24 protein-coding genes are annotated in these 26,191 nt (G+C 51.2%); 22 read left to right on the forward strand and 2 right to left on the reverse strand.

Going from position 1 to position 26,191, the window contains the following annotated elements:
- Nucleotides 1–50 precede the first annotated feature (50 nt).
- The 12 genes from mltA to VPR01S_RS17020 all read left to right on the forward strand — a co-directional run bounded on the left by mltA (nucleotide 51) and on the right by VPR01S_RS17020 (nucleotide 12,602).
- On the forward strand, nucleotides 51–1,160 hold the full coding sequence (gene mltA, locus VPR01S_RS16965) for a murein transglycosylase A (RefSeq protein ID WP_021706594.1): 1,110 nt from the start codon (nucleotides 51–53) through the stop codon (nucleotides 1,158–1,160).
- A 74-nt stretch (nucleotides 1,161–1,234) separates the two neighbouring features.
- The gene (tcdA, locus tag VPR01S_RS16970) at nucleotides 1,235–2,041 is read left to right on the forward strand and encodes a tRNA cyclic N6-threonylcarbamoyladenosine(37) synthase TcdA (RefSeq protein WP_021706595.1); all 807 of its coding nucleotides are present in this window, start codon (nucleotides 1,235–1,237) and stop codon (nucleotides 2,039–2,041) included.
- 47 nt (nucleotides 2,042–2,088) lie between these two features.
- Nucleotides 2,089–2,526: a cysteine desulfurase sulfur acceptor subunit CsdE gene (gene csdE / locus VPR01S_RS16975; RefSeq protein WP_021706596.1), complete on the forward strand. Its 438-nt coding sequence runs from the start codon at nucleotides 2,089–2,091 to the stop codon at nucleotides 2,524–2,526.
- A 184-nt stretch (nucleotides 2,527–2,710) separates the two neighbouring features.
- Nucleotides 2,711–3,835, forward strand: a complete 1,125-nt coding sequence (gene rlmN / locus VPR01S_RS16980; RefSeq protein ID WP_021706597.1) for a dual-specificity RNA methyltransferase RlmN — start codon at nucleotides 2,711–2,713, stop codon at nucleotides 3,833–3,835.
- A gap of 353 nt (nucleotides 3,836–4,188) precedes the next feature.
- Entirely contained in the window at nucleotides 4,189–5,142 is a 954-nt protein-coding gene (gene rodZ, locus VPR01S_RS16985) for a cytoskeleton protein RodZ (protein ID WP_021706598.1), read from the forward strand.
- Between the two features lie 8 nt (nucleotides 5,143–5,150).
- Nucleotides 5,151–6,269, forward strand: coding sequence for a flavodoxin-dependent (E)-4-hydroxy-3-methylbut-2-enyl-diphosphate synthase (gene ispG / locus VPR01S_RS16990; protein ID WP_021706599.1), 1,119 nt, complete (start codon nucleotides 5,151–5,153; stop codon nucleotides 6,267–6,269).
- Between the two features lie 29 nt (nucleotides 6,270–6,298).
- A complete protein-coding gene (hisS, locus tag VPR01S_RS16995; RefSeq protein ID WP_040903011.1) occupies nucleotides 6,299–7,567 on the forward strand; it encodes a histidine--tRNA ligase in 1,269 nt (422 codons plus the stop codon).
- Between the two features lie 68 nt (nucleotides 7,568–7,635).
- The gene (locus VPR01S_RS17000; RefSeq protein ID WP_021706601.1) at nucleotides 7,636–8,250 is read left to right on the forward strand and encodes a YfgM family protein; all 615 of its coding nucleotides are present in this window, start codon (nucleotides 7,636–7,638) and stop codon (nucleotides 8,248–8,250) included.
- Nucleotides 8,251–8,262: 12 nt separating this feature from the next.
- Nucleotides 8,263–9,423 (forward strand): outer membrane protein assembly factor BamB, encoded by a 1,161-nt coding sequence (gene bamB, locus VPR01S_RS17005; RefSeq protein ID WP_021706602.1) that lies wholly within the window; start codon nucleotides 8,263–8,265, stop codon nucleotides 9,421–9,423.
- Nucleotides 9,424–9,590: 167 nt separating this feature from the next.
- A complete protein-coding gene (der, locus tag VPR01S_RS17010; RefSeq protein WP_021706603.1) occupies nucleotides 9,591–11,078 on the forward strand; it encodes a ribosome biogenesis GTPase Der in 1,488 nt (495 codons plus the stop codon).
- A 77-nt stretch (nucleotides 11,079–11,155) separates the two neighbouring features.
- The gene (locus VPR01S_RS17015; RefSeq protein WP_021706604.1) at nucleotides 11,156–12,037 is read left to right on the forward strand and encodes an alanyl-tRNA editing protein; all 882 of its coding nucleotides are present in this window, start codon (nucleotides 11,156–11,158) and stop codon (nucleotides 12,035–12,037) included.
- 340 nt (nucleotides 12,038–12,377) lie between these two features.
- Nucleotides 12,378–12,602: a zinc ribbon domain-containing protein gene (locus tag VPR01S_RS17020; protein WP_021706606.1), complete on the forward strand. Its 225-nt coding sequence runs from the start codon at nucleotides 12,378–12,380 to the stop codon at nucleotides 12,600–12,602.
- On the opposite strand, the gene xseA is transcribed toward VPR01S_RS17020, so the two are convergent.
- Nucleotides 12,599–13,930 (reverse strand): exodeoxyribonuclease VII large subunit, encoded by a 1,332-nt coding sequence (gene xseA / locus VPR01S_RS17025; RefSeq protein WP_021706607.1) that lies wholly within the window; start codon nucleotides 13,928–13,930, stop codon nucleotides 12,599–12,601. The genes VPR01S_RS17020 and xseA overlap by 4 nt on opposite strands.
- 231 nt (nucleotides 13,931–14,161) lie before the next feature.
- On the opposite strand from xseA, the gene guaB reads away from it, so the two are divergent.
- Both guaB and guaA read left to right on the forward strand, forming a co-directional pair.
- Nucleotides 14,162–15,625 (forward strand): IMP dehydrogenase, encoded by a 1,464-nt coding sequence (gene guaB / locus VPR01S_RS17030; protein WP_021706608.1) that lies wholly within the window; start codon nucleotides 14,162–14,164, stop codon nucleotides 15,623–15,625.
- Nucleotides 15,626–15,720: 95 nt separating this feature from the next.
- Nucleotides 15,721–17,274, forward strand: a complete 1,554-nt coding sequence (gene guaA, locus VPR01S_RS17035) for a glutamine-hydrolyzing GMP synthase (protein WP_021706609.1) — start codon at nucleotides 15,721–15,723, stop codon at nucleotides 17,272–17,274.
- Between the two features lie 187 nt (nucleotides 17,275–17,461).
- Here the strand turns inward: guaA and VPR01S_RS17040 are convergent, their stop codons facing one another.
- On the reverse strand, nucleotides 17,462–18,382 hold the full coding sequence (locus VPR01S_RS17040) for a LysR family transcriptional regulator (RefSeq protein ID WP_021706610.1): 921 nt from the start codon (nucleotides 18,380–18,382) through the stop codon (nucleotides 17,462–17,464).
- A gap of 95 nt (nucleotides 18,383–18,477) precedes the next feature.
- On the opposite strand from VPR01S_RS17040, the gene VPR01S_RS17045 reads away from it, so the two are divergent.
- The 8 genes from VPR01S_RS17045 to VPR01S_RS17080 all read left to right on the forward strand — a co-directional run bounded on the left by VPR01S_RS17045 (nucleotide 18,478) and on the right by VPR01S_RS17080 (nucleotide 26,131).
- The gene (locus VPR01S_RS17045) at nucleotides 18,478–19,656 is read left to right on the forward strand and encodes an MFS transporter (protein ID WP_040903012.1); all 1,179 of its coding nucleotides are present in this window, start codon (nucleotides 18,478–18,480) and stop codon (nucleotides 19,654–19,656) included.
- 233 nt (nucleotides 19,657–19,889) lie between these two features.
- Nucleotides 19,890–21,146 carry an RNA polymerase sigma factor gene (locus tag VPR01S_RS17050; protein ID WP_021706612.1) on the forward strand — a complete coding sequence of 419 codons (1,257 nt, stop codon included), beginning with the start codon at nucleotides 19,890–19,892 and terminating at the stop codon, nucleotides 21,144–21,146.
- A 148-nt stretch (nucleotides 21,147–21,294) separates the two neighbouring features.
- Nucleotides 21,295–21,714, forward strand: coding sequence for a DUF1428 domain-containing protein (locus tag VPR01S_RS17055; RefSeq protein ID WP_021706613.1), 420 nt, complete (start codon nucleotides 21,295–21,297; stop codon nucleotides 21,712–21,714).
- Nucleotides 21,707–22,504 (forward strand): VOC family protein, encoded by a 798-nt coding sequence (locus VPR01S_RS17060; protein WP_021706614.1) that lies wholly within the window; start codon nucleotides 21,707–21,709, stop codon nucleotides 22,502–22,504. Before VPR01S_RS17055 ends, VPR01S_RS17060 begins: the two co-directional genes overlap by 8 nt.
- A 92-nt stretch (nucleotides 22,505–22,596) precedes the next feature.
- Entirely contained in the window at nucleotides 22,597–22,965 is a 369-nt protein-coding gene (locus VPR01S_RS17065; RefSeq protein WP_021706615.1) for a YciI family protein, read from the forward strand.
- Nucleotides 22,966–23,004: 39 nt separating this feature from the next.
- Nucleotides 23,005–23,472 (forward strand): SRPBCC family protein, encoded by a 468-nt coding sequence (locus VPR01S_RS17070; protein ID WP_021706616.1) that lies wholly within the window; start codon nucleotides 23,005–23,007, stop codon nucleotides 23,470–23,472.
- Nucleotides 23,473–23,690: 218 nt separating this feature from the next.
- Entirely contained in the window at nucleotides 23,691–25,325 is a 1,635-nt protein-coding gene (locus VPR01S_RS17075; RefSeq protein WP_021706617.1) for a chitinase, read from the forward strand.
- A 209-nt stretch (nucleotides 25,326–25,534) separates the two neighbouring features.
- Nucleotides 25,535–26,131 (forward strand): acetate uptake transporter, encoded by a 597-nt coding sequence (locus tag VPR01S_RS17080; RefSeq protein WP_021706618.1) that lies wholly within the window; start codon nucleotides 25,535–25,537, stop codon nucleotides 26,129–26,131.
- Nucleotides 26,132–26,191: the final 60 nt, after the last annotated feature.

The following is a 26,191-nucleotide window of genomic DNA, read 5'->3' on the forward strand; positions in this document are numbered from 1 at the left end:
CTTTTGAGAGTTTGTCATCCTCAGCGCAACTCAACAAAGGAACCCAATTCGTGCTTAAACAACTCCTCCCGCTTACCGCGGCTGTATTGATCTTCGGTTGTGCGCAGCAACCAACCGATGAACTTGGCAAGCAGCCGGCTTCGAAAACACTTCCGCAATTGCTTAACCAGGTGGATGAGGTGCAAACCAACACCCCGCGGGACTATACCCAGTTTGCCGCTCAGGCGCAGGCCGTGGTCGATCGTTCACCGTCGATGGCGAAGATCTATCAGCCACTGTATGCCAAACTGAATGAATGGGTCCTGCAAAGTGGCGATCCGGAAGAATTGAGCCGCTATGGTATTGAGCTGGCTCAGTTGGGCGGTGCGGATAAAAAAGGCAATGTGCTGTTTACTGGCTACTACTCACCGGTGATGGAACTGCGTCATCAACCGGACGCCGTCTACAAATATCCGGTGTATGGCAAACCAAACTGTGGCAGTCAGTGTCCGACCCGCGCCGCGATTTATAATGGTGCTCTGCAAGGCCAGGGACTTGAGCTGGGTTATGCCGCCAATCTGATTGATCCCTTTATGATGGAAGTGCAGGGCAGCGGTTTCGTCCATTTTGAAGATGACGACACGCTGGAGTACTTTGCCTATGCGGGTAAAAACAATCGGGCCTATGTGAGCATCGGCCGGATTCTGATCGAACGTGGTGAAGTGAAACGCGAAGACATGTCGATGAAAGCCATTCGTGACTGGGTGATGAAACAAGATGACGCGACCGTGCGCGAATTGTTAGAGCAGAATCCGTCTTACGTATTCTTCGCGCCAAAAGCCGATGCGCCGGTGACGGGGTCGGCTGGTATTCCTCTGTTGCCGATGGCGTCGGTGGCCGGTGATCGATCCATTTTTCCGATGGGGACTCCGATTCTGGCGGAGGTGCCTCTGCTGAATGCTGACGGTACCTGGAGTGGAGCACATCAGCTGCGCTTGTTACTGGTGCTTGATACCGGCGGGGCGGTGAAGAAAAACCATCTGGATCTCTATCACGGGATGGGGCCACGTGCCGGACTGGAAGCGGGTCACTACAAGCATTTTGGCCGGGTGTGGAAATTAGGGCTGGATGGCTCAGCAACGCAAGCGCCTTGGGCGCTGCCACCAGAAAAGCGACAATAAACAGACCCTAGACATTTCAACCAAGAGTGCGTATAAAACGCACTCTTTGTTTTTGTACCCTTCGGACTTCAGAAATGCGTGAACTCGATACCCCAGCTTCAGACAGCTACAACCAGCGCTTTGGCGGTACCCGTCGTTTGTACGGCAACCGTGAAGTGGACATTCTGCGTGCGGCACACGTGTGTGTAATTGGTATCGGTGGGGTCGGTTCCTGGGCGGTGGAAGCTCTGGTCCGAACCGGGATTGGAGAACTGACGTTGATCGACATGGATGACGTGTGTGTGACCAATATCAACCGTCAGATCCATGCCATGTCCGGCACCGTCGGTCAGAGCAAAATTGAAGTGATGGCAGAGCGGGTACGCCTGATCAATCCGGAGTGCAAAGTCAACCTGATTGATGACTTTATTACCCCGGACAATCAGCATGAGTACCTGAGCAAAGAGTTCGATTACGTACTGGACGCGATTGACAGCGTGCGTGCCAAAGCGTCTCTGCTGGCGTACTGTCGCAGCAATAAAATCAAAGTCATCACCACGGGTGGGGCTGGTGGACAGACTGACCCGACCCAAATTATGGTTGCGGATCTGACCAAGACTATTCAGGATCCGCTGGCGAAAAAAATCAAAGATACCCTGCGTCGTCATCACAACTTTCCGAAGAACCCACAACGTAAGTTTGGGATTGACTGCGTATTTTCGACTGAGCAGCTTAAGTACCCTCAGGCGGACGGCAGTGTGTGTGGCGTGAAGTCAACCGCAGAGGGGCCAAAACGCATGGATTGTGCCAGCGGCTTTGGCGCGGCTACCGTGGTGACCGCAACGTTTGGTTTTGTGGCGGTATCGCGCATTGTCGAAAAACTGATCCAAAAATACACTTAATGAATCCATACTCATTCTGCCTGTGAGCATTACCGCCGGAGACCACCATGACTGATTTTCCAGTTACCCCGTTTGGCTCAGAGATTTCTGCTGAGGAAGTCGTGTCGAGCCTGAAGACTTGTTCAGGCTGGGAGGAGCGCTATCGTCAGGTGATCCAGTGGGGGAAAACACTGCCCAAGATGCCGGATGAGCTGAAATCCGCTCAGGTACTGGTGTCTGGCTGTGAAAGTCAGGTGTGGCTGGTCAGTGAGCAAACCAAGGGCGTGTGGCATTTCTGTGCTGATTCGGATGCGCGAATTGTGCGTGGTTTAATTGCGCTGGTCCTCGCCGCGTATGAAGGAAAAACAGCGGCGCAAATTCAGGCTTTTGATATTGACGCCTATTTTGCACAGCTGGGCCTGATCGCTCACCTTAGCCCGTCGCGAGGAAATGGTCTGAAGGCGATTGTGCAACAAATTAAGGCTCAGACGGCGGCTTCGTCTTAGTCGCCACAAAGCTTGAGCTGGCTCACACAACCCTCCCATGCGGAGGGGTGTTTGTTCTGTACAAAATTTAATCATTGCGATATTAATGCCTTAGTAAATACATGGTGTTACAGCCCTTGTTGTGACTGCATAAAGGCTGTACAATTCGCGCCCTTAATTAATGTTCCGTCGTTTGAGAGGCCACATGACCACTGAAAAAATCAATCTGCTCGATTTTGATCGCAAAGGGATGCGAGAGTTCTTCGCGCAAGAACTTGGCGAGAAAGCATTTCGTGCTGATCAGGTGATGAAGTGGATCTACCATTTTGGTGTGGATGACTTCGATAACATGACCAACATTAATAAAAAATTGCGTGAAAAACTGCAGCAACGCTGTGAAATCAAAGCGCCAGTGGTCGCCGAAGCACAACACTCTTCCGACGGCACCATCAAGTGGGCAATGAAGGTTGGCGATCAGGACGTTGAAACCGTGTACATCCCGGAAGACGATCGTGCGACCTTATGCGTGTCTTCTCAGGTGGGTTGTGCTCTGGAATGTAAATTCTGCTCGACAGCTCAGCAAGGGTTTAACCGCAACCTGAAAGTCTCAGAAATCATCGGTCAGGTTTGGCGCGCTGCGCGTGAAGTGGGTCTGGAAAAAGAAACCGGCCGTCGCCCGATCACCAATGTGGTGATGATGGGGATGGGAGAACCGCTGCTGAACATGAAAAACCTGATCCCTGCGCTGGAGATCATGCTCGATGATTTGGGGTTTGGTTTGTCTAAGCGCCGTGTGACCGTGTCGACGTCGGGTGTCGTCTCTGGCCTGGATCAGATGACGGGCAAAATTGACGTCGCGTTGGCGATCTCTCTGCATGCGCCGAACGATAAACTGCGCAGTGAAATCATGCCGATCAACGATCGCTGGGATATTGAAGATTTTCTGGCGTCAGTACGTCGCTATATTGCTTCTTCCAATGCCAACCGCGGCAAAGTCACGGTTGAATACGTTCTGCTTGATCATGTCAATGACGGCACGGAACACGCGCATGAACTGGCACAGTTGATGAAAGACACGCCATGTAAGATCAACCTGATTCCGTTTAACCCTTACCCAGGCTCGCCATACAATAAACCGAGTAACTCGCGTATTGACCGTTTCCAGAAAACGCTGATGCAATATGACCATACGGTAACGATTCGTAAAACGCGCGGCGACGACATTGACGCGGCATGTGGTCAGCTGGTCGGAGATGTGATTGACCGTACCAAACGGACTGCAATGCTCAAAGCTGCGCGTGGCGAGAGCATCGAAGTGAAAGCGGTTTGACCGTATCGAACACAGACATTACCCTAAGCCAGAGCCATGCTCTGGCTTTATTTTTTCTTACAAATTGAAAAAATTACACTTTTTAACGGAATTTCCGCACAAAAACCTTGAGCAGCTTGTAAAATCTGCACTAACACGATGTTGTTTAACCCTCAATATCTATTAGAATTGCTACTTAAGCTGCAATTTTGGCCCAGTTTTAATTATCTTATTCGTAGATGTGGTGCCAATATCCCGGCGAGGAACAAATTCCTCGAAAATTTTATCTGTTTCTGACGTCTTCACAACGCTACTAACTATGATCAACAAAAGCACCGTAAGGTCAGAAACTAAGGAAGAGAAGTACGTAACCAATGAGTACTGAACAAGAATCGAAAGTAGAAGAACTGAAAGTAGAGAAATCAACGATTGAAGCCGGCTCCATTCTGAAGCAAAAACGCGAAGAGCTCGGACTGTCACAAAAGCAAATCGCGGATCGGCTGAGGTTGCGTGTCAGCATTATTGAAAATATTGAAGATAACCAGTTTGAATCGGGTCAGGTGGCTACGTTTACCCGGGGTTACCTGCGTTCGTATGCCCGCGCGGTGGGTTTGGATGAGAAAGTGGTGCTGTGCGCGTTTGATGATTGTGATGGAAGTCAACCGCAAGAGCAGAAGATGCAAAGCTTTTCAGGCAAGGCCAAACGTGAGAAGCATGACAGCCGCATCATGATCCTGACCTGGGGCATTTTCGCGATCATCATCGGTATTTCATCGGTGTGGTGGTGGCAGAATCAGACTCAGGATACGCTCAGTTTCAAGGAGTCGCAGCCTTCGGTTGCTCAACCGGCTGGTGACAGTGATGAAACCGGCAACTTTACCACCTTAGATGGCAGTGACGTCGCGCTACCTGACGATGAGTCGGACGCGCAGCAAGAGGCGGCTCAGGCGGTTGTGGATGCAGCCGACGCTTTACCGACCAGTGAAGACAGTGAGACGCCTGTCAGTGAATCACAGCCGGCGGCTACGATGGTCAATCCGGTCGAGTCCGTAACTGAAGCCGAGAGTGCGCCACACGTTGACGCCACGATGGCGAAAACCTTGAATCTGACGTTCAGTGCCGACTGCTGGATTCAGGTTAAAGATTCGACGGGTAAAACCTTGTCCAGTGGCATCAAAAAAGGCGGCCAGTCTCTGGCGCTGAGTGGTGAGCCACCTTATAAAGTGATTCTTGGGGCTCCTGAGAACGTTTCAATGACATTTGCGAGTGAACCTGTCGACCTTTCTGGGTATACTTCAGGCAAAGTAGCAAGATTCACCTTACCTTAGAAATTACTATGCAACACGAGTCTCCTATCAAACGTCGCCCTTCGACACGTATTTACGTGGGTGACGTGCCAATCGGTGATGGTGCGCCGATCGCGGTACAGTCAATGACCAACACCAGAACGACCGACGTCGATGCGACCGTCGCTCAAATTAAAGCGCTGGAAAATGTCGGTGCGGATATCGTACGGGTATCGGTACCGACCATGGACGCCGCGGAAGCTTTCAAGCTGATCAAGCAGCAAGTTAACGTGCCGTTAGTGGCCGACATTCATTTCGATTATCGCATTGCACTGAAAGTGGCCGAGTACGGTGTGGATTGTCTGCGTATCAACCCGGGCAATATTGGTAACGAAGACCGGATTCGTTCGGTGGTGGATTGCGCTCGTGATAAAAACATTCCGATTCGCATCGGAGTGAATGGTGGTTCTCTGGAGAAAGATCTGCAGATGAAGTACGGTGAACCGACGCCCGCTGCGTTGGTGGAATCGGCCATGCGTCATGTCGATATTCTCGACCGCCTCAACTTTGATCAGTTTAAAGTCAGCGTAAAGGCGTCGGATGTGTTCCTTGCAGTCGACTCGTATCGCCTGCTGGCGAAGCAGATCGATCAGCCGTTGCATTTAGGTATTACTGAAGCCGGTGGTGCGCGCGCTGGCGCGGTGAAGTCGTCGGTAGGTCTGGGCATGCTTCTGGCGGAAGGGATTGGCGACACGCTGCGTATCTCATTAGCGGCCAACCCGGTTGAAGAGATCAAAGTCGGCTTCGATATTCTCAAATCGCTGCGCATCCGCTCGCGCGGCATCAACTTTATCGCCTGCCCAAGCTGTTCTCGTCAGGAATTTGATGTGATCGGTACGGTGAATGCGCTGGAACAGCGTCTGGAAGACATCATTACGCCGATGGATGTGTCGATCATCGGCTGTGTGGTGAATGGACCAGGTGAAGCCGAAGTGTCGCACCTGGGACTGGCAGGCAGCAATAAGAAAAGTGCGTTTTATGAAGACGGTAAACGTCAGAAAGAGCGCTTTGATAATGAAGATCTGGTGAATCAACTGGAAGCCAAAATTCGCGCCAAAGCCGCGATGATGGACGAGCAGAACCGCATTCAGATCAAAACTCAAGATTAATTCATCTCAATGATATTACGGTAAGTACTGTGGCAAAAACTATTCAAGCAATTCGAGGCATGAACGATTGCCTCCCAACACAATCTCCACTATGGCAGAAAGTGGAAGGCACGGTTAAGCATGTGATCAGTGCATACGGCTATAACGAAGTCCGTATGCCTATCGTTGAGATGACGCATCTGTTCAGCCGCGCGATCGGTGAAGTGACCGACGTGGTTGAAAAAGAAATGTATACCTTTGAAGATCGTAACGGCGACAGCCTGACCCTGCGTCCGGAAGGGACGGCAGGCTGTGTGCGTGCCGGGATTGAAAATGGACTGCTGTACAACCAGGAACAACGCCTGTGGTACATCGGCCCGATGTTCCGTCACGAACGTCCGCAGAAGGGCCGTTACCGTCAGTTCCACCAGTGTGGTGTCGAGGTCTTTGGTCTCGACGGCCCGGACGTGGACGCTGAACTGATCATGATGACGGCACGAATGTGGCGTGAATTGGGTATTGCTGAGCACGTTCGTCTGGAGCTGAACTCAATCGGTTCTCTCGAGGCGCGCGCGAACTACCGTACGGCACTGATCGCTTATCTCGAACAGCACATCGATGTGCTGGATGACGACTGTAAGCGCCGGATGCACACCAACCCGCTGCGCGTTCTGGACAGCAAGAATCCGGACGTTCAGGCAATTTTAGGTGACGCACCTCGACTTTCGGACTACCTCGACGAAGCGTCGAAGCAACATTTTGCGGGCCTGTGTGAACTTCTTGATGCCGCAGGTATCGAATACACAGTCAACGAGCGTCTGGTGCGTGGTCTGGATTACTACAATCGCACGGTGTTTGAGTGGATCACTGAAAGCTTAGGGGCTCAGGGCACTGTATGTGGCGGTGGCCGTTACGATGGTCTGGTCGAACAGCTGGGCGGTAAAGCGACGCCGGCAGTCGGTTTCGCTATGGGCCTGGAGCGTTTGGTGCTCATGATGGAAACGCTCGAGTCGACGGAAGTCCGTCGTGGTGTCGACGTTTATATGGTCACGGCGGGTGAAGGCACCATGATGGCCGGTATGAAGCTGGCAGAACAGTTGCGTGAGCAGGTGCCGGGTCTGCGAGTGATGAATCACTTCGGTGGCGGCAACTTCAAAAAGCAGTTCAAACGAGCTGATAAAGTCGGTGCGGCCATGGCGCTGGTACTCGGAGAAAACGAAGTCGCAGAGAACACCGTGGTTCTGAAAGATCTGGCGGGTGGCGAACAGACAACCTATGCCCAGAGTGACGTGGTCGCGAAGCTGGCTGAACTGATTTAAGCGCGAAACAAATATTAAAAGTGGCGGTGATTCCATCGCCACTTTTTTGAAATTTAAGAGGACAGGAAGTGGAACTCTACGATTCTGAAGAACAACAAGTTGAAGCGATCAAAGACTGGTGGAAAGACAACGGTAAAGCGGTGATCTTTGGTGCCGTGATTGGTCTGGGTGGCCTGTTTGGCTGGCGTTACTACCAGAGCTCCGTAGCGGAAGCTCAGGAAGTCGCTTCGGAAAGCTACACAACAGCAGTTGAGGCGTTGGGACAAAACGGCGCTGAGGCGGCGGATCAGGTTCAGTCATACATTGAGGCCAATAAAGGCACTGAATACGCTGTGCTGGCGGCGCTGCAACTGGCGAAGGTTCAGGTCGAGGCCAACAAGCTGGATGAAGCTTTAGCGCAGTTGAACTGGGCGAAAGAAAACACTCAGGACACGGCTTTGAAAGCGGTGGTCAGCTACCGCATCGCTCGTATTGATGCCGAGCAGGGTAATTATGATGCCGCTCTGAGCGAACTGTCGGGCATTACCGATAAAAGCTGGGCGGGCCGTGTGGCTGAACTGCGTGGTGACATTTCTCTGCGTAAAGGCGACACCGATGCAGCTTACGCTGCGTATACCGAAGCTCAGCAAGCAGACGACGCAAGTCAGACGCTGCAAATGAAACTGGATGATCTGGCCAAGTAAGGGCACTGATTAATGAAGAAAGTGTGGAACAAGGTACTGTTGTCGGCAGTGGTATTGGGCGCGCTGGCTGGCTGTGCTGGTGAAGAAGACACCATTATCATGGCACCAGTCCCACAAGTGAAAAGCCAGTTTACCCCGCAAACCGCCTGGAGCGCTTCCATTGGTGGTGGTGTGGGTCACTACTTTTCGAAACTGAGCCCGGCGTACGAGTACGGTAAAGTGTTTGTCGCCAGCCGCGAAGGTCTGGTCAAAGCGTTGGATCCGGAAAATGGTCAAACGTTGTGGCAAACCGACTTGGAAGGTGAGGTGATTGCCCGTTTGTCTGGTGGTATCACTGCCGCGTATGGACAGCTGTACATTGGCAGTGAAAACGGCGAAGTCATTGCGCTGGATGCCGAAAGCGGTGAGATCAACTGGCGCATGAATGTGGATGGCGAAGTCCTGGCCGCTCCGGCTGCCGATGACAATCTGGTGATTGTTAACACTAGCCGTGGCATGCTGGTTGCACTCGATCAGACCAGTGGTGAACAGAAATGGACCATCAGCACCGAAGTGCCGAATCTGACGCTGCGAGGTGACAGTACCCCAACCACCATTTCTGGTGGCGTTTTCTGGGGTACGGCCAACGGTCGTCTGGCGGCGGCGATCATCCAACGTGGTCAGCTGATTTGGCAACAACCTATCGGTACGCCGCAAGGGGCAACGGAAATCGACCGTTTGGTGGATGTCGATGCGTCTCCGCTTATTATCGGCGGCACACTGTATATCGTTGGTGTGAATGGTCAGTTGACCGCTATCGATTTGCGCAGCGGACGCCCGGCCTGGAAACGTAAGTACTCCTCGGCGCTGGATATGACCACAGATGGCCGTACCCTGTACCTGGTCACCGACAAAGATCATGTGGTGGCTGTGGACACCCGCAGTGGCACGGAGTTGTGGCAGAACGACAAACTGGAACACCGATTACTGACAGCACCAAAACTGATCAACGGCGATGTCGTCGTGGGTGACAGCGAAGGTTACCTGCACTGGATCAATCGCGAGACGGGTGAATTTGTTGCACAGCAACTGGCGAATGACAGTGGTTTTGCTGTTGGCCCGTTATCTGTGGATGACGGCTATGTGATTGTCACGCGTGATGGCAGTGTAAAGAAACTGACGATCGATTATTAAATCGTGATATAATTCACAATCGGCTCCTGGCTGGCAACAGTTAGGAGCCGTTTTATTGAAACTCGTTTAAACGTGTGATTATAGGTAAACAGCTGATTTTTGGCTGATCTGGCAAGCGGGTCAGTGGTTACCTATAACTACATAGAAAGTACATTGTAGAGGTTGTTATGGTACCTGTTGTTGCCCTGGTGGGGCGTCCGAACGTGGGTAAGTCTACGTTGTTTAACCGATTGACTCGTACGCGCGACGCATTGGTAGCGGATTTCCCGGGCCTGACGCGTGACCGAAAATACGGTCAGGCAAAATTGGGTGAACATGAATTCATCGTAATCGATACCGGTGGTATTGATGGCAGTGAAGAAGGTGTGGAAACCAAAATGGCGGCGCAGTCGCTGGCGGCGATTGATGAAGCTGACGTAGTGCTGTTCCTGGTGGATGGTCGTGCAGGCCTGACCGTTGCTGATGAAGCGATCGCTCAGCATCTGCGTAAAACTGAAAAGCTAAGCATGTTGGTGGTCAACAAAGTTGACGGTATTGATGCCGATGCGGCTAGTTCAGAGTTCTGGCAACTGGGCATGGACAACATGTACCAGATTGCGGCCGCGCATGGTCGTGGTGTTGGGGCGCTGATTGATCGCGCGCTAAATCCGTTCGCAGAACAACTGGCAGCGGAGAACCTGGGTGAGATCGAAGATCTGACTGGTTACAAAGACGAGCAGGAAGAGCAGCTTGATTACACGGAAGAAGAAGCGGAGCAAGAGTTCCAGCGTCTTCAGGAGCAGCCAATCAAACTGGCTATCATCGGCCGTCCGAACGTTGGTAAATCGACGCTAACCAACCGTATTCTGGGTGAAGAGCGCGTGGTGGTGTATGACATGCCGGGTACAACGCGCGACTCGATTTACATTCCAATGGAGCGTGACGGGCGTGAATACGTACTGATAGACACCGCAGGTGTACGTCGTCGTAAACGCATCAACGAAACGGTGGAAAAGTTTTCGGTGGTGAAAACCCTGAAAGCGATCGAAGACGCCAACGTGGTCTTGCTGGTTATCGATGCGCGTGAAAACATTTCTGATCAGGATCTCAGCTTGCTGGGTTTCGCCTTAAACGCAGGACGTTCTATTGTGTTGGCGGTCAACAAGTGGGATGGTCTGGACATGGACGTAAAAGAGCACGTGAAGAAAGAGCTCGATCGTCGTCTGGGATTTGTTGATTTTGCTCGCATTCACTTTATTTCTGCTTTGCATGGTACAGGTGTCGGCCATTTGTTCGAATCGGTGCAGGAAGCGTATAAGTCGGCAACCACCCGAGTGGGCACGTCCGTGCTGACGCGTATCATGAAGATGGCCACTGAAGATCACCAACCACCAATGGTTCGTGGTCGCCGCGTGAAGCTGAAATATGCCCACGCCGGGGGATACAACCCACCGATCGTCGTGATCCATGGTAACCTGGTGAACGAGCTGCCGGATTCGTATAAACGTTATCTGATGAACTACTATCGTAAGTCGCTGGAAATCATGGGGACTCCAATCCGCATTCAGTTCCAGAGCAGCGAGAACCCGTTTGAAGGTAAGTCAGGTAAAATGACGTTGTCTCAGGAACGTAAGCGCAAACGCTTAATGAGTATGATGAAAAACCGTAAGAAATAACGGTTGACTGCGATAAAAGCGCCTAGAGTTTCTCGGGCGCTTTTTTGTATCTGCCAGTTGTGAATAAGGATTTAGACATGAAAGTCACGCCGACCCGGGTCGTATTTTGTGAGGGCGTTACCACGCAAACTTCAATCATTCAGTTGGTTCAGCACCAGTCCGACATCTGCTCAATTGTCACGGCGTCGACACCATTTCATCCGGTCAGTCATATCTGGCCAGATCATCCCGCCGACCGTGGAACATTGACCATCAACGGCCAGTTGTTTGATGTGGTGGATTGTCAGGTGGGCGCGATGGAATTGGCCACTGAAACCTTGTTTGTCGGTCAGGCGATTCCCGTCAAACGTGATGCGCCTGGCTGGGCTTTCGTAGTGGTACATAATATCCGTACAGAAGATTACTCTGTGGAAAATGGATTGGAAGTCGAATTGTCTGTTGATGCAGAGTATCAACGTTCTTTGAGCCGTGGGCACTCTGCCGGGCACCTAGCGTCAATTGCTCTCAATAAAGTGTTGGCTGATGGTTATTGGCGGAAAGCGCCGGGGCGTCTTGACCCGATCGGCAATCATGATTTTAACAGCTATGCACAGGTGAGCAGTCAGGTGTCACCGGATAAATGCCTTGATCGCTATCGTTTGGGTAAGACATTACGCAAGCGTGGCCTCAATAGTGGCGACTTGCTGGAGCATTTAAGTGAAATTAATCATAAACTAAATCAACAGCTTAATTGTTGGTTGGCGTTGAAGTCGCCAGTCATCATGCGTTGCCAGGGGAAGACACTCACCGATTCGCGTTTCTGGCAGTGCGAGCTTGGTGAGGCACAACTGGCCGTGATGCCGTGTGGTGGAACGCATATCCGTTCGTTGGCTGAATTGCACCGTATTGAGGTGTGTCTGGTACAGACGGACGAGCAGCACATCGAAATGCACACCGATGTAACTCCGATATCGTTCTAATACGATCTTTTTATTAAATGCTGATTTTTGTGTTTGATTTAACTCCTTGCAATATAAAATGCCGCATTAAATCCATAAACAGCACATGTAACTTATGCTTTCGGTGTGTGGTTATATAAAAGTTCTTTTAGGGGCAGATCGCTGATCAGATCGGAAAGAGCAGAAGATCGAAAAAGGATCTTCTTTCTGTTGGAGAATGTCGCCACAAGACGGATTGTTATCATCGCCTACAGAGCGAGACAACGGGAAGTGGATTCCGCTTTGGTTGTGACATTGATCAAAGAAGGAGAGGTGGGGTGTTCTGATAATGGGATCATCAACATCAAGACGGAAACCGAACATGAGTCACAATCTGTGTCCGACATGCCAAGATGAGCTGGAATGGGATGGTCGTTACGTTTGCGGTCATTGCCAGACACATTTCCAAAAAGCAGTCTACTGCCCGGAGTGCGGTGCGAGTTTAGAAAAACTGCAGGCGTGCGGAGCCACCAGTTACTTTTGCAATCAGTGCAATGAACTTAAGTCCAAATCGAAAGTTCAGATTGAGTTCATTCCCTGTGATTAAAGAACGCGGGAACGCAACTCACCGTCGGACAGACGGGTGATCAACACATCACCGCTGTTGACATCTGTGGCCTGAGTCAGCACTTTACCCTGCTGCGTCTGAGTGATCGAATAACCGCGTTTCAATGTCGCCAGCGGGCTGACCGTATCGAGCTTCTCTGCCGCCAGCGCCAGTTGATGGCGGTGGTTGATCAGGCTCCTTTGCATCGCATCCTGGAGCTTTTGCTCTACCCGTTGCAATGCTGAACGCTGCTCGGCCAGACGTCTGACTGGCGAGTTCAACTGCAAGCGGTAGTGTTTACGCTCAACAGATTGTTGACGTTGGGAGAGCATGCGCAGCATGGCATGCTCAAGCCGTACCGTCAGATCATCTAATTGTTGGGACTGACGCTGAAGGCGATGACTAGGATGTTGTTTATCCAAGCGGTGCTGGTAGGTCGTCAGCGCTCGAGATTGTTGGGTCAGGTAGTAACGCAGAGCGCTGGTGAGTTTTTGACGGCGAGCCTCATAAGCCTGACCTTTGTGGCTGTTGTCCCGGCTGACCAGTTCGGCGGCCGCGGAAGGGGTGGGCGCACGCATGTCAGCCACAAAATCTGCGATGGTCACATCGATTTCATGCCCGACCGCGCTGATGACTGGGATCTGGCTGGCGGCGATGGTTCGTGCCACGATTTCATGGTTAAAGCACCACATATCTTCCAGAGAACCTCCACCTCGCCCTACGATCAAAACATCACATTCATTGCGCGCATTTGCCCGGCCAATCGCCTGGGCAATTTGAATCGCGGCCTCTTCCCCTTGAACTAGGGTCGGATAGATCACGACAGGCAATGAGGGATCCCGGCGTTTAAGCACATCAAGAATATCAAACAGCGCGGCACCGGTCTTTGAGGTGACAACTCCGACACATTTCGGATGCTCTGGTAGAGGACGTTTGTTGGTTTGGGCAAACAAACCTTCAGCGGCGAGCTTCATTTTTAGCTCGTCGAATTGCTGCTGAAGACGGCCATCACCTTCGGGCTGCATGGACTCGATGATCAACTGATAGTCACCACGTGGCTCATACAGGGATAAGCGGGCCTTGACCAAGACTTGTTGCCCTGATTGTGGCTTAAATGTCACACGACGGTTATTTCCACGAAACATGGCGCATTTAACCTGAGCGCGGCTGTCTTTAAGAGTGAAATACCAGTGACCGGAAACCGGAGCGGTAAAATTTGAGATCTCGCCAATCAGCCACACGATACCCATTTCGTTTTCGAGTAAAAGACGCACTTCGGCGTTCAGGCGAGAGACAGTGAAGATGTTTTGATTGGTCAGGGAAGACACTACTAATCTCGAAGACGTGAGTATGGAAATTAGCGGCAATATAATACATAGCAAGGGGGTAATTGCAAATAAAAAATAAAAAAATGTGTGGTCAAGCGATTGCGTCCGGCGTATAATCCGTCCGCAATATCTAATCCAAATACACTTTCCCGGCACCTCATCGGCCCGGCTGAAACGCTGCATCTGGATTGTTTGAATATTTTAAATCCTATCTATTGTGAGATATTGCAAATGCTAAGAATTGCCAAAGAAGCGCTGACATTCGACGACGTACTGCTTGTGCCAGCACACTCCACCGTTCTCCCAAATACCGCAGACCTTCGGACTCGGCTGACCAAGAACATCAGTCTCAACATCCCAATGATTTCCGCGTCCATGGATACCGTGACGGAAGCCCGTCTGGCTATCGCACTGGCACAAGAAGGCGGCATTGGCTTTATCCACAAAAACATGTCCATTGAGCAACAAGCAGCTGAAGTTCGTAAAGTAAAGAAATTCGAAGCGGGTGTGGTTGTGGATCCTGTTACCGTGAATCCAGATGCGACTATTGCTGACGTTGTCGCACTGACAGAAAAGCACGGCTTCGCCGGTTTCCCTGTTGTGACTGAAAACAATGAACTTGTTGGCATCATCACAGGCCGTGATGTGCGTTTTGTGACCGACTTGTCCAAAAAAGTCTCTTCGGTTATGACTGCAAAAGAAAACCTGGCAGCGGTGAAAGAAGGTGCTACTCGCGCTGAAGTGCAAGAAAAAATGCACGAAGCACGTGTCGAAAAAGTTTTGGTTGTGAACGACGAGTTCCAGTTGACCGGTATGATCACCGCAAAAGACTTCCACAAAGCTGAACGTAAACCGAATGCTTGTAAAGATGCACGTGGTCGTCTGCGTGTTGGCGCGGCCGTTGGTGCTGGTGCTGGTAACGAAGAGCGCGTCGCTGCTTTGGTTGAAGCTGGCATTGATGTCTTGCTGATCGACTCATCTCACGGTCACTCGGAAGGTGTCCTGAACCGAATCCGCGAAACTCGTGCGGCGTATCCGGAGCTGGATATCATCGGTGGTAACGTGGCGACTGGTGCGGGGGCTAAAGCCCTGATCGAGGCGGGCGTCAGCGCAGTGAAAGTCGGTATCGGCCCGGGTTCCATCTGTACCACTCGTATTGTGACTGGTGTGGGCGTGCCTCAGGTGACGGCGATCGCGGATGCAGCAGAAGTGGCCAATGAATTCGGCATTCCAGTGATTGCTGATGGTGGCATCCGTTTCTCTGGTGACATCTGTAAAGCCATTGTGGCTGGTGCATCATGTGTCATGGTGGGCTCGATGTTCGCTGGTACGGAAGAAGCTCCGGGTGAAGTGATTCTTTACAACGGCCGTTCGTACAAAGCATACCGTGGTATGGGCTCTCTGGGCGCCATGTCCCAAGGTTCTTCAGACCGTTACTTCCAGTCTGACAACGCTGCAGACAAGCTGGTTCCCGAAGGCATTGAAGGTCGTATCGCATACAAAGGCCGCCTGAAAGAGATCGTACACCAACAGATGGGTGGACTGCGCTCCAGCATGGGTCTGACGGGTTCTGCCACAATCGAAGACATGCGTACCAAAGCTGAATTTGTTCGCATTTCCGGTGCAGGCATGAAAGAGTCGCACGTCCACGACGTTCAAATCACTAAGGAAGCGCCAAACTATCGTCTGGGTTAAGCTCGACGAAAACGTTTGCTTTTTTCCTTGATGCATTATTAAGAGGCGAGTAAACTCGCCTCGTTTCCACAACCTAGCTTAAAAGACTGCCCAAAATGACTAAAAACATTCATGACCAACGTATTCTGATCCTGGATTTCGGTTCTCAGTACACGCAGCTAGTTGCGCGCCGTGTTCGTGAGATCGGTGTTTACTGTGAACTGTGGAGCTGGGACGTAGAAGAAGCGGATATTCGTGAATTCAACCCGGACGGCATCATTCTGTCTGGTGGCCCAGAGAGTGTGACAGAAGCCAATTCTCCGCGCGCTCCTCAATACGTATTTGACTCCGGTGTACCGGTATTGGGTGTATGTTACGGCATGCAGACCATGGCGGAACAACTGGGTGGCCGTGTTGCTGGCTCTAACGAACGTGAGTTCGGCTACGCACAGGTTAAAGTGTCGGCGGAATCATCGATTTTTAAAGATCTGGATGCACTCCAGGATGTTTGGATGAGCCACGGCGACAAAGTGGTGGAGATCCCGGCAGACTTCGTCAAAGTGGGCGAGACGGACACCTGTCCATACGCGGCCATGGCCAACGAAGAGAAGAAATACTACGGCGTTCAGTTCCACCCTGAAGTAACGCATACCAAGCAAGGTATGCAGATGCTGGAAAACTTCGTACTGGGCGTGTGTGGTTGTGAGCGCCTGTGGACATCAGAGTCGATCATCGAAGATGCCGTCGCTCGTATTAAAGAGCAAGTGGGCGATGACGAAGTGATCCTAGGCCTTTCCGGTGGTGTGGATTCATCGGTGGTTGCGATGTTGGTTCACCGTGCAATCGGCGATAAGCTTACGTGTGTGTTCGTGGACAACGGCTTGCTGCGTCTAAACGAAGGTCAGCAAGTCATGGACATGTTTGGCGACAAGTTTGGTCTGAACATCATCAAAGTAGACGCAGAAGAGCGTTTCCTGGATGCTCTGAAAGGCAAGTCTGACCCAGAAGAAAAGCGTAAGACCATCGGCCACGTGTTTGTCGACGTCTTCGATGAAGAGTCGAAGAAGCTGAAAAACGCGAAATGGCTCGCTCAGGGCACTATTTACCCAGACGTCATTGAATCTGCGGCATCAAAAACTGGCAAAGCGCACGTGATCAAATCACACCACAACGTGGGCGGCCTGCCTGACGATATGGAAATGGGTCTGGTTGAGCCACTGCGTGAGCTGTTTAAAGACGAAGTGCGTAAGATTGGTCTGGAGCTGGGCCTTCCTTACAACATGCTTTACCGTCATCCATTCCCTGGTCCGGGTCTTGGTGTCCGTGTTCTTGGCGAAATCAAGAAAGAGTACTGTGACTTGCTACGTCGTGCAGATGCGATCTTCATTGAAGAGCTTCACGCAGCAGATCTGTATGACAAAGTCTCTCAGGCGTTCACGGTATTCTTACCCGTTCGCTCTGTAGGTGTGATGGGTGATGGCCGTAAATACGACTGGGTTGTATCGCTGCGTGCGGTTGAAACCATCGACTTTATGACAGCACACTGGGCACACCTGCCATACGATTTCCTGGGCAAGGTATCGAACCGCATCATCAACGAAGTGGACGGTATCTCTCGCGTGGTTTACGATATTTCTGGTAAACCACCAGCGACCATCGAGTGGGAATAATGCTCCTTTAAGAAAGGTCTGGCATTAACAGGCACCAAATCATACTTAAGTCCGCGTAATTGCGGACTTTTTTTGTTTTTGGGTTAGTCATTTTTGGCAATGTCTGGCAACGCCAAGCACGGTTTGACCGTGGTCGTTTTTGAGGGACTAATTTTGAGCCTAAAAACAGCAGATCGGAACATTGTTATTAAGTTGTTGGGGAACTGAGAGGTTTACGCCCCCAATGTTGGGTAAGTGCGTCGCGCAGCACCGTGAGTTTGGCCGCGCGTTGGCGTGATGGTGGGTATAGCAAATGAAACGGGTACGCCTGTGGGCAGAACTCCGTTAAGACTTCTTTCAGTTCACCTCGCGCCAGTTTGTCGCTCACCACGCAGCGCAGCACTTGTACGATGCCCAGCCCTTGAATTGCAGCGTCAACCAATGGATCGCCATGATCAAAGCGCACGTTACCACTCAAATGGTGATACTCAGTGCTTTTGTCATCAATCCTAAATCGCCAGGGAACTGCTTTGATCTGACCGCGTGGTTTTACGTGCAAGCAATTAAACTGGCTAAGTTTTTCCGGATGCAAGGGGACACCTTGTTTGGCGAGGTATTCGGGCGAGGCAACGGTCACCCAGTCGGCGTCTTGCAATGCAAGCGCCACCAAGCGATCGTCGTCGATGGCACCAAATCGCAGCGCAGCATCATATCCTTCGTCAAAAACCTGAACCTTATGATCGGTGAGCGACAATTCAATGTCTAGAGCGGGGTATTGTTCAGTGAGGCTTTTGACTATGGGCATCATCAGCGATTGCCCCAATGCCGAAGGCGCACTCATTTTTAAGCAGCCAGCAGGGGTTGTCTGACTGGATTTGAGCTCGCTATGCGCTTCTTCAAACCCATAAATAAGTGGTTGAATGCGCGTCATAAACAGTTGCCCATCCTCCGTAACCCGGATGTTCCGGGTGCTGCGATGAATGAGTTTTGCTCCCACCTGAGATTCCAACCGGTTGATTGCTTTGGAAATACCCGGCTGAGTTAAACCCAAAAGGTGGGCGGCTTGGGTAAAACTGCCCAGCTCGACCACTTTGACAAAGCAACGTGCAGCGTTTAAATCTAAATCCATAACTGAAGTTATTAATGTTCTAATTTTCGTTTATTTATCTCACCTTATTTCATAAGTGATACTGGGACAATCGTTTTATTCCATGAGTGATGACTATGAAATCTCGACTTCCCAGCAGTATTTACTTATTAAGTGTTGGTATCTTTTTAATGGTTTGCTGTGAACTGCAAGTTCTCGGTATGACGCAACAATTGACCTATGATTTGAGCATTTCCGTGGCCAAAGTCGGCTACTTGGTCTCTGGTTTTGCGGCGGCAATGGCGATTGGCGGCCCCGTACTCACTTTAATGTTCAATCGATTGCCGCCCAAAACGTTTGTGATTCGCTTGTACTGCGTGTTTGTACTGGGCGAGCTCTTGGGGGCGCTCACTCACCAATACTGGCTGCTGATGTTATCGCGCCTGATCACAGGGGCCGTTGCTGGCGCGTTTTTTGGTGTCGCTATCAGCATGTGTCAGCAACTTACCGATAAATCTCGTCAACTCGACGCGGTCGCCTTGGTTTTATCCGGCATCATGTTGGGAACCATCATCGGTCTGCCAATGGCAAAAGTGATGTCAGAAGCGTTTTCCTGGTCGGTGAGCTTCTACCTGTTGGCGTTACTCGCGTTGCTTTGTGCTCTGTTGACCGCGATCAGGTTGCCCAACATTCGACCCGAGTCGTCGCTGGCATTGAGCGCTGAACTCCTAGCGCTAAAAAGTGCCAAGCTAGGGTGGTTGTATGCAACCAGCTTTTTTGTCATCAGTGCCGCATACGCACCTTTTAGCTACATAGTTCCTATGCTGTCAGAGCATGCTTTATTGTCACAAAATGCAATCACCTTGCTGTTGCTGGCGTATGGTTTCGCGATGCTGGTCGGGAATCAAATCGTCGCTAAACTTGCCGTCCACCACGCAAAAATGGTGATCCTTGTCGGTTTGGTATTGGTTGGAGCCGCTCTTAGCGTGTTTTATCTGTTGGGGCACAACCCTTTTATCGCGGGGGCTGCAACCTTAGTCATTGGTTTGTGTGGCGTCAGTTTAAACCCAGCGCTGGTTGCTCGAATCATGCAGCTTCCTCAAGGTCAGAGAACCTTTACTCATACCGTACACTCGTCAGTGATTACGCTGGGCATTATGTTTGGCAGTTTTATCGCCGCATTAGGATTGGATTTTGGCTTTTCTCTGATCTCACCACTGCTTGTCGGCCTGAGTTTTGCGTTTATTGCGATGCTGATTGTGCTGTTTACCCCACCGCTGTTAGCGACAAGTACGCTGTCGACAAAGGGAACTTGAGATCATTACATTCTTGATGATTTCCAGCAGCCAAACGCTCCAGCGACGTTTTTCATCCTGTGTTGACTCTGGATAGAGAAGGGGCTCTTGCGTTGATCGGCGCTAGCAGAGGTTAACCGCAGGATCCTCTTCTACACTATGCAAGACATGGCACCGATTTCGCTTCATGTGGCCGGAGAGCCGGTGAAAGGAAAGAGGATATATCAGACTCAACAACGAAATGGCTTCGATCTATGACTTCGTCTGTGGAACAACGCATCAATGCGATTTACCGCGCAGAATCATGCCGAATTCTGGCCACATTGTTGCGCTTGTTACGGGGGGACTTCGCTCTCGCCGAGGAAGCGCTGCACGATGCGTTTATTGCCGCATTGTCGCAGTGGCAACGCGATGGTATCCCCGATAACCCCAGAGCCTGGCTGGTGTCGGCAGGGCGTTTTAAAGCCATCGACCGAATTCGCCGTAACCAGCCTTTGAATACGGCGCTGAATGAGTTGGCGCAACTCTTGGAGGCGCAATGCCACACTCAACCATTCGACGATGACGAAACGATTGAAGACGATCGCTTGCGCTTAATTTTTACTTGTTGTCATCCAAGCCTCTCTATGGACGCCCGGGTTGCGCTCACGCTGAGAGAGGTGTGCGGTTTGAGTACCGAAGCGATTGCAGCCGCCTTTTTGGTCTCGGTTCCGACTCTGGCGCAGCGTATCGTCCGAGCCAAGAATAAAATTCGCGATGCCGGGATCCCCTATGAGGTGCCTCTTCCCGAAGAGTGCTCTGTTCGGCTTGAGGCGGTTCTGCCGGTGGTGTACCTGGTATTTAACGAAGGTTATTCCTCCGCTTACGGCGCCGACTTAACCCAACCGGATTTGTCTGGAGAAGCGATACGTCTGGGACGCTTATTATTGGAGCTGTTACCGGAAAGCGAAGTGATGGGGCTGTTGGCACTGATGTTATTGCATGATGCCAGACGGGTTGGACGCCTCTCAGCCAAAGGGGATTTGATCCCTTTGGAAGATCAGGATCGCCGTCTGTGGGATCGCGAACAAATCCGTGAGGGCAGTGAATTGGTTGTCAAGGCATTAAGCTCGGGGTCCGCGGGCGTTTATGCGTTACAAGCCGCGATTGCTGCGCTGCACGCTGAAGCCCCAAGTGCGGAACAAACTGATTGGGCAGAAATTACCGGTTTGTATGAGGTGCTGCTGCGCCTCAATCCATCTCCGATCATTGAACTCAATCGTGCCGTTGCGCTGGCTATGCGTGATGGTCCACACGCGGGCCTGCAGGCGATAGAATCATTGTCTGGTCACAAAGAGCTTCAACGCTACCATTTGTTTTATGCGGCTCAGGCGGACCTCTATCGCCGATTAAATCAGCCAGTTAACGCGATGCACTATTATCAACAAGCACTTGAATTTGTACAACAGGAGCCGGAGCAGCGGTTTCTCCAGCAGCGACTGGAAGCGTTAAAAAGGAAAATGCCTTCATGATGATCTTGTGTGGGGTTGGTGCATTTAATATCGGCGACACAGATGAGACCGGGCATACGGGGACAAAAAAATTTTTCATGCGTGTCGATTTCCCTCTTGCTACGACGACTAAGTAGTGAAATCACCCAAAAAACTGAGGAATTACACCATGAGTTACGTTGATGGATTTATTCTCGCCGTACCAAAGGCGAACAAAGACGCATTTATTCAACATGCAGAGAAAGCCGATACTGTTTTTATTGAATGGGGCGCAATACGTGTGATCGAGTGCTGGGAAGAGGATGTGGCAGACGGAAAAGTGACGGACTTTCGTCGTGCTGTCCAAGCCCATCAAGATGAAGCCGTCGTGTTCTCCTGGGTCGAATGGCCAGATAAAGCCACTCGCGATGCCGGGATGGCAAAAATGCAAGCTGCAATGATGAGCGACCCGCGTCTTAACCCCGAACAAAATCCGATGCCTTTTGATGGTATGCGGCTGATTTTCGGCGGCTTTAAACCGATAGTTCTACTTGAATCGGCGCACGCCGTACATCATGACGACCAACAAGGAGCTACTGCTTATGTCTAATCAACATGGAGAATTTGTCTGGTACGAACTGGTCACAGACAACGTGGATGCGGCCTGTGACTTTTATCAAGGAGTGTTGGGGTGGGAGATGGGCGACAATGACCAGCCTGATAGCGATTACCGCATTATTCGTGCCCGTGATACTCACAGTGGTGAGTGGTTTGATATCGGCGGCATGCTACTTCTGGATGACGCGATGGTTCAACGAGGCGCAAGGCCAGTCTGGCTCGGCTACATTGCCGTGGATGACATCGACCAAAGTATCACCAATGCGCTTGCAGCAGGCGCTGGTGTCATCATGCCTTTGACCGAATTGCCTGAGGTCGGACGCATTGCGATGCTGAACGACCCCACAGGAAGTCCGTTTTACATCATTCAGTCAAGCTGTGAAACACCCAGTATGGCCTTTGCATCGGACAAACCCCGTGTGGGGCATTGCGCCTGGAATGAATTGAGAAGTTCTGATCCACAAGCGGCTAAAGCATTTTACTTTGAGATCTTTGGCTGGAGCAAGGATGGTGAACTGGATATGGGATCGATGGGGAGCTATGAGTTTATTCGTCACAATGGTGTGATTGGGGCTGTTATGCCCAAACCGCAAGACATCCCACTCTCAACATGGCAGTACTATTTCCGTTGCGCGGATATCGATGACGCTTGTGTCGCGATTGTCCGTAACGGTGGGTTAGTGCTCCATGGCCCGGACGAGATTCCCGGCGGCGATTTTATTATCAATGGGCAGGATCCTCTTGGTGCGCCTTTTGCGCTGGTCGGTGCAAGACGCACATAAAGGAGAGCGCGCTTGGTGTCTGGATGTCGGCCTTTTCACTTATTGTGCACACCAAAGCGCGACGCACCTCTGTGAAAGACAGGAGAGCTGAAATGAAATATTTATGTCTGGTGTATTACAACGAGCACAAGATGTTGCAGATGTCGCAACAAGAGTGGGATGTCCTCAACCGGGAATGCATGGGCTGTGTCGAACAGCTTAGCAACAGTGGCCATTTTCTTGATGGTGCGCCACTGCGTTCGACGGCAACCGCAACCACGCTGCGTGTGCGCGACAATACCCCCATTGTAACCGATGGCCCATTTGCGGAAACCAAGGAGCAGTTGGCCGGTTTTTATATGCTTGATGCCCGGGATATGAATGAGGCGATTCGTCTGGCCGAAAAAATACCCCCTGCGCGGTATGGCTGTGTGGAAATTCGCCCGGTACGAGAGCTGATGTCAGTTGACAACCATCGCTGAGCCAAGTGCTCGACAACGTGGCAGATCAAGGAGGAGAAAATGTCTAATCAAACCGGAACAGTAAAGTTACACCGAGTGCTGAGGGCGCCGGTGGCGCGTGTTTATCAGGCGTTTACGCAGCAGCACGCATTAGAATACTGGTTGCCGCCGTTTGGCTTCATCGGCAAGATAGACGATATGGATGTGCGTGTTGGCGGAGGTTATCGCATGTCGTTTATGAATTTCAGTACCGGGCTTTTGCATGCCTTTAGCGTCCGGTTTATTGAGCTCAAGCCCAACGAACGTATCTGTCATACAGATCGGTTTGAGGACGAATCGTTGTCTGGGGAAATGCGGGTGAGCATCGAGTTGACCCCCGTATCGTGTGGCACGGAATTACGCATTTGTCAGCAAGGGATCCCGGCATTGATTCCGGTCGAGTCATGCTACCTCGGCTGGCAGGAATCGCTGATCCAGTTGGCTCATTTGGTTGAACCGGAGATGTCTTCGGATCAGAGTGCTTTGTAGCGTTGTAGCCAAACTGCCACACGTCCATTGTTGTAGGTCCACTTAGTCGATGTTTTTCAGCTCACCAGTCAGTTCGGCTGGCAAAGGGGCTAAATTGGTCTGCGTGTAGCTGAAGTCACTCGCAAAATCTCATTTTTCTTCCAACTTCTCCTATTCAGTAGCGCATAGGCTGCCTACTCTCTTGAACATTATTGTGTTGATGATGGAAGGAAATAATCATGTTAAATCCGAGCAAGTTATCGGTGTTATTGGGGTGGGCAATAGCTGCCAGTAGTCATGCGGCGATGAATATTCAGCCGGATCCAGAGAACCCCAATGGTTACGTGGTGGCGCGTGCAGACATCACGGCTGCGGAACAGGCGAAAACCGCAGATCCGATGTACGCCACTTGGGCAAAAGCATTGGAAACTCGGGCTAACACCATTGTGGAAGCGATTGAGCCGGGGCTGGCAAGTAACCCGGAAAACGTCAAACGGGTTGAGCGTGTCTTCCCACAGTCAGAATGGGACTTTCTGACACATATGGCGGCCCCCGAGTACACTTATACACGTTTCTTGCGTGCAATCGGCAAGTTTCCGGCATTTTGTGGGGAGTACACTGACGGCCGTGATTCGGATGCCATCTGCCAAAAGTCCATTGTGACGGCGTTTGCCCATTTTGCTCAGGAAACTGGAGGGCACATTGCCAAAGATAATGTGTCGGATAACCCATTGGCGCTGGAAGAGTGGCAACAGGCGCTGGTGCATGTACGGGAAATGGGTTGGTCGGAAGGCCAGGAAGGATACACGACAGGGTGTGGACAGAATGACTGGCAGAATGCTCGCTGGCCGTGTGCTCCAGGGCAGGGGTACTTCGGTCGCGGGGCCAAGCAACTGTCTTATCATTTCAACTACGGTGCGTTTTCCGAAGTGATGTTTGATGGCGATGCCACGGTATTGCTTAATGATCCCGGGCGGGTGGCCGACTCTTGGCTCAATTTGGCGTCGGCGATTTGGTTTTTCTTAACGCCACAGGCGCCTAAGCCTGCAATGCTGCACGTGATTGATCGGACCTGGAGCCCATCACAACGGGAAATCGATGCCGGGATCGGTTATGGCTTCGGCACTACAATCAACGTGATTAACGGCGGGATTGAATGTGGTGAGCAGAACAAAGAGAAAGGGCAGCCAGTCAACCGTATCCGCTATTGGGAGGGGCTGTCGGCACACTATCAGATCCCACTCGAAGCCGATGAGAAAAACACCTGTTGGCAGCAAACGCCATACGGCAGCCTCAACCTGAACGGTGCGACGGATGTGCTTTATACCAACTGGGACGGGAACTGGAAGTATTATCCGGATCGCCCGGGCGGCTATTCGTTCGAATGCGAACTGGTCGGTTTTCAGACCGCGTATTCTGCATTGGTACCGGGGGATTACGAGAAATGTGTGACGAACTTCTATGGCTCGCACGCCAACTGGCCTCAAGTGCGCGTTGTGGCGCAGCTAGAACCAGGCGATCCGGGTACCGAGCCTGGCAGTGGCGACTGGGACAGCAACAAAGTATATAACGCGGGTGATCAGGTCATATTTAATGGTGTGACTTACCAGGCCAAATGGTGGACACAAGGAGACAGCCCGGCAGATGGCGGCCCTTGGGAACCGGTGAGTGGCACACCGATTGAGCCGGAACCGACTCCAGGCCCAACACCATTGCCGAATAGTTTCATTCAATGGCAGCCTGGAGTAACACAGGTAGCGGACGGTGACAAAGTGACTTATAACGGCAAGTGTTTCATCGCCAAAAACGGTCCGGGTGTGTGGGAAACGCCGCTGCAATCCAACTGGTTTTGGGACGAAATTGCCTGCCAGTGAAAAATAAATTGTTGCATGATAAGCTCCTGAGTGTTCAGGGGCTTTGTGTTTCCTTTTAAAAGGCTTTATTTATCATGTGATTAATCTTGTCTATCGTTTTTTGTTGATTTGTTAAAACTTAGATTTCACTTTTGAATCCTATCTTTTTGTTATGACCTAATTAAAATCCGCGCGTAATTTTTATAAACATTTTTTAAAGGTACGCGCCAATGTCCACAAAACTTGCCAACCCGGCCCCATTGGGCCTGATGGGTTTCGGTATGACCACCATTTTGCTTAACATCCACAATGCCGGTTACTTCCCACTGGATTCTATGATTCTGGCAATGGGGATTTTCTATGGTGGTCTGAGTCAGGTTATCGTCGGCATCATGTGTTTTAAGCGTGGTGACACGTTCGGCACGACAGCATTTACATCATACGGCCTGTTCTGGCTGACGCTGGTGGGCTTGATTGTGATGCCGAAGATGGGGCTGCCAGCCAGTCCGGCGAGCTTCATGGGTTGGTACCTGACGTTATGGGGCATCTTTACCGGCTTTATGTTTATCGGCTCTTTGTGCTACCCAGTAGCGAAGCAAGTGGTGTTCGGCTCGCTGACGATCCTGTTCTTCTTACTGGCTGCGCGTGATTTCACCGGTAATGAGCTGATCGGCACCATCGCTGGCTTTGAAGGTATTTTCTGTGGTGCGAGCGCAGTGTACTTTGCCATGGCGCAAGTGCTGAATAATGAATACGGTCGCACTATTTTGCCAATCGGCGAAAAGAAAAAAGCGACAGCCGCGAGCACACAGGAAATCGCAGCGTAATTCCTTCTTCGGTTGGGATACTCAAACGGGAAAAATAAAAGGGTTAGCCAATTGGCTAAC

The organism is Vibrio proteolyticus NBRC 13287 (genome assembly GCF_000467125.1).
Classification (GTDB): Bacteria; Pseudomonadota; Gammaproteobacteria; order Enterobacterales; family Vibrionaceae; genus Vibrio; species Vibrio proteolyticus.

Bases quoted from the DNA above. Each gene is read 5' to 3' on its own strand.
- VPR01S_RS17075 (WP_021706617.1), top strand. From the start codon at position 23,691: ATGTTAAATCCGAGCAAGTTATCGGTGTTATTGGGGTGGGCAATAGCT.
- guaB (WP_021706608.1), top strand. From the start codon at position 14,162: ATGCTAAGAATTGCCAAAGAAGCGCTGACATTCGACGACGTACTGCTT.
- VPR01S_RS17040 (WP_021706610.1), bottom strand. From the start codon at position 18,382: ATGGATTTAGATTTAAACGCTGCACGTTGCTTTGTCAAAGTGGTCGAG.
- tcdA (WP_021706595.1), top strand. From the start codon at position 1,235: ATGCGTGAACTCGATACCCCAGCTTCAGACAGCTACAACCAGCGCTTT.
- VPR01S_RS17050 (WP_021706612.1), top strand. From the start codon at position 19,890: ATGACTTCGTCTGTGGAACAACGCATCAATGCGATTTACCGCGCAGAA.
- der (WP_021706603.1), top strand. From the start codon at position 9,591: ATGGTACCTGTTGTTGCCCTGGTGGGGCGTCCGAACGTGGGTAAGTCT.
- VPR01S_RS17080 (WP_021706618.1), top strand. From the start codon at position 25,535: ATGTCCACAAAACTTGCCAACCCGGCCCCATTGGGCCTGATGGGTTTC.
- ispG (WP_021706599.1), top strand. From the start codon at position 5,151: ATGCAACACGAGTCTCCTATCAAACGTCGCCCTTCGACACGTATTTAC.
- VPR01S_RS17065 (WP_021706615.1), top strand. From the start codon at position 22,597: ATGAAATATTTATGTCTGGTGTATTACAACGAGCACAAGATGTTGCAG.
- VPR01S_RS17060 (WP_021706614.1), top strand. From the start codon at position 21,707: ATGTCTAATCAACATGGAGAATTTGTCTGGTACGAACTGGTCACAGAC.
- VPR01S_RS17045 (WP_040903012.1), top strand. From the start codon at position 18,478: ATGAAATCTCGACTTCCCAGCAGTATTTACTTATTAAGTGTTGGTATC.
- VPR01S_RS17020 (WP_021706606.1), top strand. From the start codon at position 12,378: ATGAGTCACAATCTGTGTCCGACATGCCAAGATGAGCTGGAATGGGAT.
- bamB (WP_021706602.1), top strand. From the start codon at position 8,263: ATGAAGAAAGTGTGGAACAAGGTACTGTTGTCGGCAGTGGTATTGGGC.
- VPR01S_RS17070 (WP_021706616.1), top strand. From the start codon at position 23,005: ATGTCTAATCAAACCGGAACAGTAAAGTTACACCGAGTGCTGAGGGCG.
- csdE (WP_021706596.1), top strand. From the start codon at position 2,089: ATGACTGATTTTCCAGTTACCCCGTTTGGCTCAGAGATTTCTGCTGAG.
- VPR01S_RS17055 (WP_021706613.1), top strand. From the start codon at position 21,295: ATGAGTTACGTTGATGGATTTATTCTCGCCGTACCAAAGGCGAACAAA.
- VPR01S_RS17015 (WP_021706604.1), top strand. From the start codon at position 11,156: ATGAAAGTCACGCCGACCCGGGTCGTATTTTGTGAGGGCGTTACCACG.
- rodZ (WP_021706598.1), top strand. From the start codon at position 4,189: ATGAGTACTGAACAAGAATCGAAAGTAGAAGAACTGAAAGTAGAGAAA.
- guaA (WP_021706609.1), top strand. From the start codon at position 15,721: ATGACTAAAAACATTCATGACCAACGTATTCTGATCCTGGATTTCGGT.
- rlmN (WP_021706597.1), top strand. From the start codon at position 2,711: ATGACCACTGAAAAAATCAATCTGCTCGATTTTGATCGCAAAGGGATG.